Here is a 14039-nt window from a genome sequence, read left to right as displayed (position 1 = left end):
CCCTGCCGGGCGGGCCGTTTTTCCTTGCCCTGAGGGACCCATGCCCATGGCCAGTATTCGGTTTGCAGATGCGGGGGACACGCCGGTCATTCTCCGCTTCATCCGCGCGCTCGCGGTGTATGAAAAGCTGGAGCAGGCCTGTGTCGCGACAGAAGACAGCCTGCAGAGCACCTTGTTTGGCCCCAAGCCCTATGCCGAAGTCCTGCTGATCGAAGAGGATGGGCAGGCACACGGCTTTGCCCTCTTCTTCCACAATTATTCAACCTTCCTGGCCAAGCCCGGCATCTATCTGGAAGACCTGTTCGTGGACCCCGCCCGGCGCGGCAAGGGATATGGCAAGGCCCTGCTCGCAAAGCTTGCGCAGATTGCCGTGGCACGCGGGTGTGGCCGGCTGGAATGGTCCGTACTCGACTGGAACCAGCCCTCTATCGATTTCTACCTCTCCCTGGGCGCGCAGCCTATGGACGCGTGGACGATCTACCGGGTGGACGGGGAGGCGTTGACGGCGCTGTCCAAAGCCTAGCCGATCATCTCCCCGCCCATTTGCGGCCCCGGGGCGCCGGTGGTGCCAGGCCAGCTCAACGGCAGGCCGCGGGCAGTACGGGCGGCGAGGAGGGCGAAGGCTTCCGCTTCGATGGAATCCCCGCGCCAGCCGGCCTGCTCGGCGGTGAGCACGGCGCAGGGGCATTGGCGGGCAAGCGCGGCCATGAAGGACGGGTTATGCCGCCCGCCGCCACAGGCGATGAGACGGGCGGGAACCTCCGGGAGCTGACGGATACCGGCAGCGACGGCGGCGGCGGAAAACTCCGTCAGGGTGGCGGCGCCATCCTCGAGGGAAAGCCCGCGTGCCATCGAGGCGTTGAAATCATACCGGTCGAGCGATTTTGGGGGCGGTTCGTCAAACCAGTCATGGGCAAGGAGCTGGGTCAGCAGGCCTTCATGCACGCGGCCGGCGGCGGCGAGCTTGCCGCCTGTGTCATGCGTGCCGCGCCCATGTCCTTCGACCCATTCATCGATGGGGCCGTTGGCCGGGCCGGTGTCGAAGGCGATCAGGGTGCCATTGGCGGTGCGCGCGGTGATGTTGGCGACGCCGCCGAGATTGAGAACGACGGCCGGCTCTCCGCCGAGGCGGTTCATCAGGGCGCCATGATAGGCCGGGGCAAGGGGCGCGCCCTGCCCGCCTGCGGCGACATCAGCCGAGCGGAAATCGTAAGCGAGCCGGACGCCGAGGGCGGCCTGCATCGCAGGGGCGTCGATCAGCTGTAGGGTCGCGCCGGGCTGGTCAGGCTTTGTGCGGCGGTGGAGGACGGTCTGGCCATGAACGCCTGCGAGGACGGGTGTTGGCGCGCCCGCCTGCCCGGTCATCATCGCCCAGGCGTCGCTATGGGTTTTTGTGATGATTTCGCAGGCCTGCCGGAACAGGCCCTCAGGGCGCAGGCCCTGCCAGTTCCAGGCGCGGGCGGCGTCGGTGGCAGCCTGCAGGACGGCGCGTTCCTCAGGGGTGTATTTGCGCTCGGCGACGGGGCCGAAGTCCAGCACATCCTGCCCGTCCGTGAGGATCATGGCGGCATCGACCGCGTCCAGCGAGGTGCCGGACATGAAGCCTGCGACCCAGATCGGCCCGGTTTTTTCAACAGCGGTGTTCAAGGCTGGCCCTTTCCATGCTAGGCGCGCGCATCTCATCGGAGACACGAGAATATGAGCGATTACAAGTCGGAATTCCTGCGCGAGCTCAGCTGGCGCGGCTTCATCAAGGACACGACTCACAAGGCTGAGCTCGATGCCTATTGCAGCCAGGGGACTCCGGTCGCGTATGTCGGCTATGACGCAACGGCAGACAGCCTGCATGTCGGCCATCTGATGACGATCATGATGCTGCGGATTTTCCAGCGCCATGGCGGCAAGCCGATTGCCCTTATGGGCGGGGGCACGACCAAGGTGGGCGATCCGACGGACAAGGAAAAGTCCCGGCCATTGCTGACCGACGACCAGATCAACGCCAACATTGCGGGCATCAGGACCGCGTTCGAGCCGTTCCTGCGCTTTGGGACAAGCGCCAATGACGCCATAATGGTCAACAACAATGACTGGCTGGGCGAGCTGGGTTACCTCGAAATGCTGCGCGCTGTAGGCATCTACTTCACCATCAACACGATGGTGAAGCAGGACACCGTGCGCCGGCGCCTTGAAGCCGAGCAGCCCTACACCTTCCTCGAATTCAATTACCTCCTGATGCAGTCCTATGACTTCCTGGAGCTCTTCCGGCGCCATGGCTGCCGGATGCAGCTCGGCGGGTCAGACCAGTGGGGCAATATCGTGGGCGGGGTGGACCTCGTCCACAAGGCCGAGGGCGGGGAAGCCTTTGGCGTGACGGCGCACCTCGTCACAACCTCGTCCGGCGTGAAGATGGGCAAGACCGTCGGCGGGGCCGTGTGGCTGAACGCCGACCGCAAGAGCCCTTATGAATACTGGCAGTTCTGGCGCAACACGGAAGATGCCGACGTTGGCAAGTTCCTGCGCCTCTTCACCGATCTTGGCCGGGAAGAGATCGAACAGCTTGAGACGCTGGAAGGCGCGCAGATCAACGACGCGAAGATTGCCCTTGCCAATGCGGCCACGACCCTGCTGCATGGAGAGGCGGCAGCCAGGGACGCTGAAGCGGCGGCGAAGGCCGTGTTTTCAGGCGGGGTTTCGGCAGATGCGCTGCCAACTGCGACTGTTCCGCAGGCTGAGCTTGAGGCCGGAATGCTGGTGGCGGCCGCCTGCACGGCGGCCGGGCTTTCCAGGTCCAATGGCGAAGCACGGCGGTTGATCGAGCAAGGCGCGATCCGCGTCAATGATGAGCTCGTGTCAGACCCGAACGCAAAAGTGGCGATGGCTGACCTGCAGGACGGGGCGATCAGGCTGTCAGCGGGCAAGAAGCGGCATGCGCTGGTGAAGGCGGGGTAAGACCCGTCTAGAACTCTTCTTCCTTCAGTGGCGGGAGCCCTTCGGGCAGGGCCTGATCGGGCGCACGCGGGGTGGCTTCGGGGATCCTGGTGTCTGAGGGGTTCTCGAAGATGCGGCGGATGACGCCCGGCGCCAGCGCCGAGAGCGGGTTGACCGAGACATTGGCCTTTTCCAGCGTACCTCGCACGCTGTAGGTCAGCGAGAAGACGCCCTCCCCGTCCCGGCCGACGACGAGGTCTCCGATAATCGGGATCCCTCCGAGGGCGGAGTTCACGCCGAAGCTTGGCACAAGCACGCCGTCAATCTCGATGGCCTGGCTGTTGAGGTCTATGAAGCCGCTGGCGGTGAGGCCAAGGGCGGGGCCCTGCGCCTTGCCCCCGGAAACGACATACCGCCCGCCCTGGACCTTCATCGGGATGTCGATCCGCGAGAACATGACGCCTTCCCCGCTGAGCGTATCGGCAAGGCCGCGCAACGAGGCGAGCGAAAGGATCTGCGTCAGGAAGGGCGCATTGCTCATCCGCGCATTGGTAAGCTGCAGGACAAGGTCGGCCGGGGCGCTGGCCGTTTCCAGTGTGCCGGTCAGGACAAGCTCTCCGCCGGTGATGAAGTCTGCGCCGAGGAACGCGCTGGCGATGAAGCCGGCATCGCCCGAGGTGACATCGATGCTGATGGGCGCGGCGCCGCCCGCGGCAAGCCGGGCGCGGAGCGGCGCGCCGCCAAGGGCAAGGCCGCTGGCTTCCAGCGACTGGAGCCCGCGCGTGCCGGTCACCGCGAGCAGTCTGGCCTGGCGCAGGTCGAGCCCCTCGCGAAGCGTGAGCCGGTCAACTTCGGCCGCAATGGTCAGCGGCGTGCCTTCCTCCGGCGCGCCCCCCGCCGCCCCGGCCATTCCGCCGAGGCCGGCGATCAGCCCGGAAATGTCGAGATGCTTGCCCCCCAGGGTAAGCGTCAGCCGGTCGCCCGGCTCGCGCTGCACAGCGCCGCTCACTTCGGCGACATTGCGAAAGAAGGCTTCCCGCAGGTCGGCGGAGATAAGCTTCGAATCCGGGCCAAGGGTGAAGTCTCCGTCAAGGCGTGCGGTGGGGCTCGTGAATTTCACGCTGGAGGTCGACATCTCGCCGCGCTGGGAGAAAACCACATCGGCGCGGGCAGCGGTCCCGGCCGGTTTGACCCAGCCGATCTCCGAAATGTCGAGGCGCGCCGGGGTGAGATCCACACCGACGCGCGAGGAGACCAGCGTTTCGCCGTCGAGCTGGGCAGTCACATCGAGGGGCGCTTCCCCGGTCATGTAGGCGCGCCCGAGGATACCGAAGCGGTTGAGGAAGTCTGCCGAGACTGTTCCGCTGGCGGTCAGGTCCGCCGGGGCGCCGTCATCGGTGAAGCCTTCATACCAGCGGAACGTGACCGGAGAGGGGCCGAGCCTGGCCGCGCCGGTAAGCTCGGCGCCGGCCTGGTCAACCTTCACGTCCATCGTGCCACTGGCAAGATCAAAGCCGAGCGCGGCGCCTTTCAGCCCCGCATTGCGTACCGTACCGATGGCGGTGAAGCGAACGTCTTCATACGGCACATCGTCGAGCGCCGGGCGGAACATCTCGAAAGTCAGGTCGCCATTGCCCGAAAGGCGCGCCGGATCAAAATTGATCTCGAGACGGGAGTCCACCAGCGCCTTCATCAGGTTCTGCGCAGGCCCGCTGCCCCTGGCAAAGACGCGGAAATCCCCGCCGCGGGGATTGAAGGCCGGGAAATCGACCAGGCCCTCGCTGAGCGTCCAGCCGGCAAAACGGCCCTGGCTCATCTGGACCCGGAAACTGTTGCCGGTCAGGCGCCCTTCCCCGAAACCGTTCTCGATCGAGGGCAGGTCGTCAAGGAACCGGACCACAGCGTCCTCCACCCGGAAGGTCACTTCCAGATGATCATCCTGCAGATAGCCTGCCGCCAGACTGTCGCGGGCCAAGGTGATGCGGGCGGCGACATCAAACACGGAGGCCGCCTCGATCCGCTGGGCAGCAAAATTGCGGGCACCCGAGCCAAGCCCCACCGGCCAGAAACTGAGCACGGTTTCCAGCTGCATCGGGCCAGGCACGGAAAGCTCCAGCTGGCTGATGAGCGCGGGCTCTCCCGGCTGGCGGTCCGGCGTGCGGGCAATATCGCCTCTGGCGTCAAACTGCGCCCCGCCCGAAACAAACGCGGCGGTTGCCCCGCGAAGGGCAAGGGCATCAACATCGGCCTCGCCTGAAACGCGGACACTGGCGAGATCGATGGGCGCGGCAAAGGCGGGCGTCAGGTCGAGTGTCAGCGCCGGGCTCTGCAGCACGAAGGGGCGGAAGCCCTCTCCCGTGAGGGCCTGCTCCAGCGCAATGTCGGCCGTGCCGGTGAAGGGCCCTGCGCCGCGCGAGGCGATCTTGAGGTTCAGCCTGTCTTCCGCGCGATCATAGAGCAGCGAGGTATCGAGGTCGCGCACCGGCCAGAGCTGGCCGGCAAAGGAAAGCTGGCCCGCCCCGCTTTTGGCGACCAGCGTGACTTCATCAATGCCGGTGGCCTCGGAAAAGTCAGCCGCCACGCGAATGTCCGAGGGCAGACCTTCGGTGAGCTCCCGGTCAAGCCCGAGGCGGGCGCCGAAATCGCCCAGCGGCCAGTCAGCCAGTGCAAGCTCGGCGCGAAGGCTGCGGTCTGCTTCGAGGCTCGAAATGGCGAGCGTAATGCCCGCGGGCAGGCCGTCGCCGAGGCCATTGCCCGAAAAGCTCAGGGCCATGCCTTCAGGCGCGAGGGTTAGACGTCCGCTCGCCTGCTCGACTGTACCGATCACGGCGCGGCGTTCATTGCGAACGCGCAGCTCGATATTCTCGAAGCCTGCGCCTTCAAGGCGCATGCCCTCCCGCGCCTCGCGCAGGGCGCGCAGCCATTCGGGCAGGACGCGGCCAAGATAATCGATCCAGCCCTGGGGCGTATCAGGCAGAACGGTTTCACGAAACTCCGGCAGGGGATCGCCCGCGAGCGCCCATTGGCGGGCCGACATCTGGTCAATCGCAATCCAGCCATCGCTGAGATCCATCGCCAGCACTTCGGCCGAACCGAAGACCAGCGACGAGCCGGAAAGCTGGATGACCGCATGATCGGCCTCTGCCGCAGGCTGGCCGGCAGCGTCGCGCAGGAGAACGTCCTGCGCCGTAATCTGGAGACGGCGGTTTTCCGCAGACCATTCCAGCTGGAGGCTGCCAAGGGCAACGCCCCGCCCATCGCGCGCATCGGAGATGGCGTCTTCGACATTATCGCGGAAAGGCCCAAGGTCGATCGGACCGCCGGCCAGGCGCAGCATCAGCGCGGCCCCCAGCACGAAGGCCAGCAGGACCAATCCGCCAAGGATCTCGAAAACCACGATGGAAGCGGTCTGGCGGACCAATGGCGGGCTCCTCAGGATAGTCGTATCTGCCGCAGGTCCACAGGCATGAGAAGACTATAAACTTCGTGAACTTCAGGCACCATAGGAGCATTACATGGCCGCAGGACCGCAGGAAGGGCGCAAGGCCCCCGCCTTCACCATCGAGACGATCACCGGTAAGCGCCGCCTGGCCGACTATGCGGGCAGATACCTTGTGCTGTATTTCTACCCAAAGGACGATACGCCGGGATGTACGCAGGAAGCGATCGACTTTACCGCACATGCCGAGGCCTTCGCGAAGGCCGGGGCGTCAGTATTGGGGGTCTCCCGCGATCTGCTGGCCCGGCATGAAAAGTTTGCCGCCAAGCACGCCCTGGCCATCGAGCTCGGCAGTGATGAAGACGGAAAAGTGTCGGACGCCTATTGCACCTGGGAGGAGAAAACCCTGTACGGACGGACCTATATGGGCATGGCGCGGCGCACCTTCCTGATCGGGCCGGACGGCAGGATCATCCGTGTGTGGCCCAAAGTGCGGGTCAAGGGGCATGCCGCAGATGTGCTGGATTTCATTAACTCCCTGACAGGTTAGGAGGCGCCGGACCTGTTGCGCCTGCAACAGATGCCCGGGTTAACAGCAGATTAACCCAATCAAGCTAACATTGCCGAAAAATGTGCTCTCAAGGGGTTCCCCACCCTCGCGAATTGCGTATGTATATCCCGGGGTATGGGAGCGCTGCGGAAGATATCTTTCGCGGTAAATCATGAAAAAAGTTTCCAGCTGACAGGTAGCTTGCATGGCGAAGTGGAGTGCTAACCTAAAAGCGACGTTCGATCGCGCTTTTCCGGAACGCCAGATCTATCATCGCAGCGGTGGGACCGTCCGCTATATTTCCATCTCCCCCTGGCAGCAGGCCATGATGGCCGGTGGCATTGCCGCCCTCGCCGGATGGACCATGTTTGCGACCGCAAACTTCGTTCTTGCCGGCGGCCCGGGTACCCCGCAGGCGGGCGAGGGCAAGGAACTCGCCAAGTATGAGCGCTGGGTCCAGGATCTGCGCGCCCGCGAATCCCTCCAGCGCACCCTGCTGGAAGAACGCACCAAGGAAACCGCCGAGCTCGAACAGAAGCAGCGCGCGCTTGAAGAACTTCTCAACGAAATGCGCGAAGAGGACGGCATGAAGATGTCGGCGCTCGAAGGCGACGGCGCTGCGCTGCTGGTGGAAGCCACCATAGAGGAAGCCGACCGCCGCCAGTCGCGCGACGCTTACCTGACCCTCGCCTCTGTTGGCGTTCCGCCGGCCCGGGGCACGCCCAGGGCGATCGAGTCCGACATGAACATGCTGTTCAACCATATGGAAGACCTGGCCGCCGAACGGGCAGAGCGGGCCCGGGGCGTACTGGTGCTGACCGAAGTGGCCACCGGCAACCGGATCGCCGCGCCGCAGACCGGCATCGGCGGGCCTCTGGTTTCCATCGGGGCGCTGACCTCTTCGGCCTCAGAACAGGCCATCGGCGGGGACACCTCGTTCATGACCCGCCTGGCGCAGGCCCGCGCCCGCATCGCCGAGATGAAGCACTATGAGCGGATCGTGGATGACCTGCCGCTCGGCACCCCGATCACCGTACCGTTTCGCTATACCAGCCCCTATGGCATTCGCGTCGACCCCTTCACCAAGCGGCCGGCCGCCCACTGGGGCACCGACTTTGCCGCCTATCGCGACGCACCGATCGTCTCGTCCGGCCCGGGAACCGTTGTGCATGCGGGCCCGCGGGGCGGATACGGCCTGCTGGTCGAGATTGATCACGGCCACGGATTCAGATCCCGCTATGGCCACCTTCGCTCATATACGGTGAAGAAGGGGGATGTTATAAAGCGGGGGGATTTGGTGGGGCGCATGGGTTCTACGGGGCGCAGCACCGGGGATCACCTTCACTACGAAGTGTGGTACAATGACAAGCCTTATGACCCTATGAAGTTCCTGAAAGCAGGCAAACATGTTCACAAAGAATAGCAAAACCCCGGCGGCGCCCCCGCCAGAACCGATGCAGAAGCCGGTGCCCGCCCAGGATGCCATTCGCGGCGCGGCAACCAAACCGGCCGCACGGGCCGCCTCGATTATCTGCGCTGACATGAAGATCAACGGCTCGGTGACGTCTGAGGGCGCCCTGCAGATCGACGGGATTGTGGACGGCGATGTCAGCGCCACCGATATCACCATCGGCGCCAGCGGCCAGATCATCGGCGAAGTGAAAGCCGAAGTGGTCAAGGTCAAAGGCCGCATCAAGGGCTCGATCCGCGCCCGCAAGGTGGAGCTGGAGACCGGCGCGCATGTGAAGGGCGACATTGTCCATTCATCGCTGCAGATCCAGTCGAATGCCGTGTTCGAGGGCCAGGTGAAACATGCCGATGACCCGCTCAAAGAGACCGGGCCTGTAGGCGCCGCCTCGACGGGAAGCGACAGCAAGCCGGCAGTCGCCCCCAACGCACCGGGCCCTTACAGCATCTCGAGCTCCTCGCCGCCGAGCTGACGTCCGCCCGTAGAAGACTGACGGATGAAAATCGCGCCGGCCGGGTTTCCTGCCGGCGCTTTTTTGTGGCCCGAAGGCGGTCATTTGAGGCCGGTCAGACGCGTGACAGATGCGGCCAATTGCGGCCAGAACGGACAAAGCCCCGGCCCTTTTCGGGCCGGGGCTCTGCTTTTGGCTGCCAGGCCTGGCGAAGCGGATCAGACCGGCTGGGCTGCGCGCTTGCACTCGGGCGTGTCGTTGAACTTCGTCTCGGCGGCCTCGATACGGGTCGCAACGGTCTTGCAGCCTTCCGGCATGCTGTCGCCGAGGGCAGCGAGTTTCTTGCAGATCTTCTCTTCGTTCTGGACGTTGAGGAGGGCTGCCTGAACCTCGAAGCAGACGAGCGCGTCGCGGGTGTACTCTTCGGACTCCATGAAGGCGAGCCAGCCACGGCCACCGGCATTGTTCGCCTGGCGGAAGGCTTCGCGGGCACCGGCTCGGTCCTTGCGCTCAAAGCGGGCCTGGCCGATACGCACCCAGGCATTGCCCCGGTCCTTCACGCCGCCAAGCTGAAGGGCGCGCTGGAGGGCTTCCTCGGTTTCCGGCCATTTCTGCAGCTCGCTGTAGGACGCGCCGAGACGCTCATACATCGCGCCGCCACCGCCCATTTCGGCAGCCTGGCGGATCACGGGGATCGCTTTTTCATGCTCACGGGCGACCTGGTAGAAGTCGGCCAGGAGGGACATGCGCTCAACCGTTTTGTTGATACGGCCGGCATTCATTTCCTTCTCGAGCACGCGGGCTGCATGGAAGGGCGCGTTGAAGCGGTTATAAAAGTTCACGATGCGCATGATCTCCTCTTCGGTCTTCAGCAGACCTCCGAGATACATGGCTTTCTGGACTTCAAACGCCTTGCGCTCTTCATTGTCGGCAAAGTAGTTGCCGGCAATGGCATCCCAGTATTTGCGTTCCTGCGGATTGCGCTCGACGAGGGTTTCGAGAACCTCAGCCAGCTTCGCCTTGTTGCCGGTTGCGTTGTAAAGGAAGACGAGCAGGTCATAGAGCTGCTGGTCAAACTTGCTGCCATCATCGCGGCGGACGTCCTCGGCCCATCTGATGGCCTCGTCATTGTTGTCGGCGCGCTGGTTGAGCACCGCCAGCTGCCATTTCTGCGTCCGGTCCGGCTTGCCGCCGGCCTGGATCCAGCGCTTCATGTAATCGAGCGCCTGGGTGAGGTTTTCGTCCTGCAGGTAGATCTGGGCGATATTGTAATAGGTCTGGGCGCGCTGATCTTCCGGGATGTAACCCTTGTTGATCGCGTCCAGAAGATCTTTGATGGCGCCTGCGCGGTCGCCCGTCTCGATCTTGATATAGGCAGAAAGGCGGATGACCGCGCCTTCTTCGTAGCAGTTGAGTTCGCCGGCGCGCAGCTGGTTGAGCTTGGCAATCGCCGTCGCCCAGTCCTTGTTCGCCATCGCGGCCGTTTCAGCGTCGAGATAGGACTGGCCCGTCTTCGCGCTGAACTGGGTCTCTGTACAAGCCTGTGCCAGCGCATGCCCTGCGCCCATCACAGCCATCGCCCCCGCTACGATCGCCCCTTTGAGGATTGCCTTGAGTTGCATCGTTGTTTCTCCTCGCCGCCGAGGCGGCATTCTGGACCTGATGGGTCGCCGGCTGGCCCCTGAGCCCGGGCCGGCAACTCCGCCGAAGGGGCTGATGGCCGCTGCCTGGAGCAGCCGCCATCACCCGATTGGGGGCCTACTGGATGTTGAATTCCAGCGGGTAGACCACGTTACGGCGCTCGACCGCCTTGCCGCGAACGATCTTGGGCGCAAACTCGACGCGCGATACCGAGCGTTCTGCTTCCGACTTGAAGACGTTGTCCGTGCAGGTTGCCTGGATGTTGTAGGGCTTGCCGCGTGTATCCACGTCAAAGCGCACATCACAGGACCCCGAGATGCCGCGCTCAGCCGCACGTTGCGGGAAAGACGGCGTCGGCGGACGGATCGGCTGCGCGTCACGGTCGGACACGGCAACCGGGTCGATCGCCAGCGAGTTCATCCGGCCAAGATCGAGGTTCTGCGGAACAGCCCCGTCGATTCTCGGAGTCGGCAGGTTGATGCTCGACTTCGTGGCCGATTGCTTGGGTGGCGGCGGCGGCTTCTGGGCCGCATCAATCCGCTTGGGCTGGGAGCGCGAGCGCGTGCGCACTTCGCTGTCCTGCTTCTGCGGGGTGATGGCGGCCAGGACGCGGGTTTCCCCTTCCGGCAACTCGATTTCATCAACCGAGATGAGCGCACTCATGAGAAGGAAAAGGATCATTACGATCGGTACGGCGATAACCACACCAACCAGCAGGCGCATGAATGGATTATTGAGCATACCCGATCCTCCTTAGCCCGTCGTTTTCGCCGAGATGTTGATGACCGTATCCCCATCAATCTTGTTGATAGCTTCCATTACGTCAACCATAACTTGCGCTTCAGCGTCCACGTCCGTCTGGATAACGACCTCGCCACGCGGGTTATCAAGGCGCATCTCCTTGATAACGAACCCGATTTCATCCGGGCTCACAAGTTGTTTATCGACATAGATTTCGCTGTTCTCATTGATCGCGATCAGGATGGCGAGGGGTTTGACCCCTGCCTTGTTGTCCACTTCCGGACGAATGATGGGAACACCCGGCTCCTTGATGAACTGAGCGGTCACGATGAAGAAGATGAGGAGGATGAACACGACGTCCAGCATGGGCGTCAGGTTGACATCATCCTCGGCGCTGCCCCCAGCCGCTGCTTGGCGTTTTCTTCTGGCCATGGCTGGTCTCCTAGGTCTGCGAAATGACGATGTTCACGCGGTCAGTGAAGCCCGCATTGTACGCTTCGTCCCGGATCCTCACCACAATGCCCGAGCGGGTCTTGGGGTGAGCCTGGATTACAAGCGCACTTTGCGGGTTTTCTGCGACCACGCGCTCGATGTTTGCACGCACCGACCCGATGTCCGTCGGGCGCCCGTTCACAGTGATGAGGCTCGACTCGTCAATGTAGATCAGGATCGCCTGCTGATCCGGCGGGATCGGCTGATCCGGCGGGGGCGGCGGCGGCGGCGGCTCGAGGCCGATCGCTTCCTCACGCGCAAAGGTCGATGTCACGATGAAGAAGATGAGCAGGATGAACACGACGTCCAGCATGGGCGTCAGGTCAACATTGGCCTCATCAGGGGCTCTTGAACTGCGTCCACGCATCAGCTGATCTCCATATCGTCTTCGACCGCCTGGACAGAACGGTTCACCCGCCGGTCCATGCCCGAGGTGAACAGGATGCCTGACAGAGAGGCAACCATGCCCGCCATGGTCGGGATCGTGGCGCGCGACACGCCGGCCGACATGGCCTTGGCATCGGCACCGGAGGTGATGGCCATGATATCAAACACGGCCACCATGCCCGTAACTGTGCCCAGCAGGCCCAGCAATGGCGCAAGGGCCACCATTGCTTTGGTCAGCTGGACGTTCGCTTCCGCCTTGGCGCGCACTTCGGAGACGAGCTTGTCGCGGATCCAGTGAGCCGGCACGGACTTGCGGTCCGTGCGGGCGTTCCACTGGGCAATCGCGTCAGCCGCCACATTCTTGTGGGCGAAGCGGAAGTAGAACAGCCGTTCCAGGATCAGCGCCCACATGACGAATGTGGCTGCCATGATGACGATCAGAACCGGACCGCCACGATCTAGGAAGGCTTGTAGGTCTTGGAAACCCATACCGGGTTACTCCTCGAGCGCTCTGAGGGGCGGGCTTATGCCCGGCCCCCGTGAATGGCTTCCATTTTCTCGGCGACAAGGCCAGCGGCCTGCTCGTCGAGAAGCTGCTGGTTGCCGCGCGCCATGGCCGAAACCACAGCGTGGATCAGGAGCAGCGGGATGGCGGCCACAAGACCGAACACCGTCGTCATGAGCGCGACCGAGATACCGCCGGCCATCAGCTTCGGATCGCCTGCACCGTAGATGGTGATGGCGGTGAAGGTGATGATCATACCGATAACCGTACCGAGCAGGCCCATCAGCGGCGCAATCGCGGCGAGCACCTTGATGATGTCGTTGAAGCGCTCGATGCGGGGGCTTTCGCGCAGAATCTGCTCGTCAAGCTTGAGTTCGAGGGTTTCCACGTCCGCAGTGCGGTTGTTCTCGTAGACTTCGAACACGCGGGCCAGCGGGTTGCCGGTGCCTGCCTGGCGGGTCTTTGCGGTAGCGCGCATTGCAGCGCCGCCAGTGAACAGGGTGAAGACCTTGAACAGGCCGATCAGGATACCGATCAGGGCCAGGAAGGCGATGACCGCACCCACGGCGCCGCCCTGCTGGAGACGATCGCCGAAGCTCGGCAGGTCGCCGAGGATGCCGAAGAGGTTCCCCTTGGACGGGTCGACCGGCGCGCGGACAACTTCGCCTTCACCGGAACGGATCAGGGACGAGAGGCTGGACGAGTAAGCGCCGCCCGGCTGTTTCGCAAATGCCTGAAGGAAGGTGTCGGAGCCCGAACCCCGCACTTCCACCAGCTCGCGGCCATCAGTGGTCGCAGCCGTGAACACGCCGATACGGATCAGTTCGGCTTCAGCGTTGGAGCCTTCCGGGCCAATGCCGTTGACGGTTGCGGTGAAGGTTTTGACTTCCGACTGGGCGATCATTTCCTGCAGCATCGCCTTGGGCAGACGCTCCAGCTGGGCGCGGGTCGGCAGGACGCGGGCTTCAGCGATCTCGGCGATCGCGTCGACGCGGTCTGCATAGTCAAAGTTGGCGAAGGAGTTGGCGATTTCCGGCATCGTGGCGCCGGCTGCCGAACGGAACTGGCCAAGCAGTTCCTGGAAGTCGCCGGCCTGTTCGGAGACCTGCTGTTCCAGGGCGCCGAGCTGGGCTTCATTGGCGTCGAACTCGTTGCTGAGGGCAGCTGCGCGGCCTTCAGCAGCGTTGAGCGCCGCGCGGCCTTCGGCCATGCGGGCCGCCTGGCTGGCGGTGTCCTGCTGGAACTCGCGCAGGCGAGCCTGGTCAGCAGCCGACATCTGGTCGGAGTCGCGTTTCACGGCGGCGAGGACTTCGGAGAGGGACTGGGCAACTGCCGGGGGGGCAGCGAGCACGCCGGTCGATGCGAGCAGGACCGAAACACCCAGAGCCTTCAGAGAGGATTTGAACTTGAACATGTCTTGAAAACCTTTGATTCTGA

At 63.8% G+C, this 14039-nt stretch carries 13 protein-coding genes; 5 read left to right on the top strand and 8 right to left on the bottom strand.

Features of this window, described 5'->3' with window-relative positions:
• Nucleotides 1-40 precede the first annotated feature (40 nt).
• Complete coding sequence (locus KG722_RS08435) at nt 41-523, top strand: GNAT family N-acetyltransferase (protein ID WP_366910208.1); 483 nt, start codon at nt 41-43, stop codon at nt 521-523.
• On the opposite strand, the gene KG722_RS08430 is transcribed toward KG722_RS08435, so the two are convergent.
• A complete protein-coding gene (locus KG722_RS08430; protein ID WP_300998315.1) occupies nt 520-1647 on the bottom strand; it encodes an anhydro-N-acetylmuramic acid kinase in 1128 nt (375 codons plus the stop codon). The two genes, KG722_RS08435 and KG722_RS08430, sit on opposite strands and share 4 nt — an antisense overlap.
• Nucleotides 1648-1698: 51 nt before the next feature.
• Here KG722_RS08430 and tyrS point away from each other — a divergent pair, with 51 nt between their 5' ends.
• Nucleotides 1699-2949: a tyrosine--tRNA ligase gene (gene tyrS, locus KG722_RS08425; protein ID WP_213271294.1), complete on the top strand. Its 1251-nt coding sequence runs from the start codon at nt 1699-1701 to the stop codon at nt 2947-2949.
• Nucleotides 2950-2956: 7 nt separating this feature from the next.
• Here the strand turns inward: tyrS and KG722_RS08420 are convergent, their stop codons facing one another.
• Nucleotides 2957-6349 (bottom strand): AsmA-like C-terminal domain-containing protein, encoded by a 3393-nt coding sequence (locus KG722_RS08420; protein ID WP_213271293.1) that lies wholly within the window; start codon nt 6347-6349, stop codon nt 2957-2959.
• Between the two features lie 94 nt (nt 6350-6443).
• Here KG722_RS08420 and KG722_RS08415 point away from each other — a divergent pair, with 94 nt between their 5' ends.
• The 3 genes from KG722_RS08415 to KG722_RS08405 all read left to right on the top strand — a co-directional run bounded on the left by KG722_RS08415 (nt 6444) and on the right by KG722_RS08405 (nt 8857).
• Entirely contained in the window at nt 6444-6917 is a 474-nt protein-coding gene (locus tag KG722_RS08415; protein WP_213271292.1) for a peroxiredoxin, read from the top strand.
• Nucleotides 6918-7122: 205 nt separating this feature from the next.
• Nucleotides 7123-8340 carry a peptidoglycan DD-metalloendopeptidase family protein gene (locus KG722_RS08410; protein WP_213271291.1) on the top strand — a complete coding sequence of 406 codons (1218 nt, stop codon included), beginning with the start codon at nt 7123-7125 and terminating at the stop codon, nt 8338-8340.
• Entirely contained in the window at nt 8324-8857 is a 534-nt protein-coding gene (locus tag KG722_RS08405) for a polymer-forming cytoskeletal protein (RefSeq protein ID WP_213271290.1), read from the top strand. The genes KG722_RS08410 and KG722_RS08405 overlap by 17 nt, the downstream gene beginning before the upstream one ends.
• A 197-nt stretch (nt 8858-9054) precedes the next feature.
• Here the strand turns inward: KG722_RS08405 and KG722_RS08400 are convergent, their stop codons facing one another.
• The 6 genes from KG722_RS08400 to KG722_RS08375 all read right to left on the bottom strand — a co-directional run bounded on the left by KG722_RS08400 (nt 9055) and on the right by KG722_RS08375 (nt 14016).
• Entirely contained in the window at nt 9055-10458 is a 1404-nt protein-coding gene (locus tag KG722_RS08400; protein ID WP_213271289.1) for a hypothetical protein, read from the bottom strand.
• A gap of 136 nt (nt 10459-10594) precedes the next feature.
• Nucleotides 10595-11218 (bottom strand): TonB family protein, encoded by a 624-nt coding sequence (locus tag KG722_RS08395; RefSeq protein ID WP_300998314.1) that lies wholly within the window; start codon nt 11216-11218, stop codon nt 10595-10597.
• A gap of 12 nt (nt 11219-11230) precedes the next feature.
• Nucleotides 11231-11650, bottom strand: coding sequence for a biopolymer transporter ExbD (locus KG722_RS08390; RefSeq protein WP_213271288.1), 420 nt, complete (start codon nt 11648-11650; stop codon nt 11231-11233).
• Between the two features lie 10 nt (nt 11651-11660).
• Nucleotides 11661-12077, bottom strand: coding sequence for a biopolymer transporter ExbD (locus KG722_RS08385; RefSeq protein WP_213271287.1), 417 nt, complete (start codon nt 12075-12077; stop codon nt 11661-11663).
• Nucleotides 12077-12586 (bottom strand): MotA/TolQ/ExbB proton channel family protein, encoded by a 510-nt coding sequence (locus KG722_RS08380; RefSeq protein ID WP_213271286.1) that lies wholly within the window; start codon nt 12584-12586, stop codon nt 12077-12079. Before KG722_RS08380 ends, KG722_RS08385 begins: the two co-directional genes overlap by 1 nt.
• A gap of 35 nt (nt 12587-12621) precedes the next feature.
• Entirely contained in the window at nt 12622-14016 is a 1395-nt protein-coding gene (locus KG722_RS08375) for a MotA/TolQ/ExbB proton channel family protein (protein WP_213271285.1), read from the bottom strand.
• Nucleotides 14017-14039 lie beyond the last annotated feature (23 nt).

It is taken from the genome of Hyphomonas sp. (assembly GCF_018402285.1).
In the GTDB taxonomy this organism is placed as follows: Bacteria; Pseudomonadota; Alphaproteobacteria; order Caulobacterales; family Hyphomonadaceae; genus Hyphomonas.
Note: the sequence above shows the minus strand (reverse complement) of the source record. Positions and strands in the feature narration are given on the sequence as shown.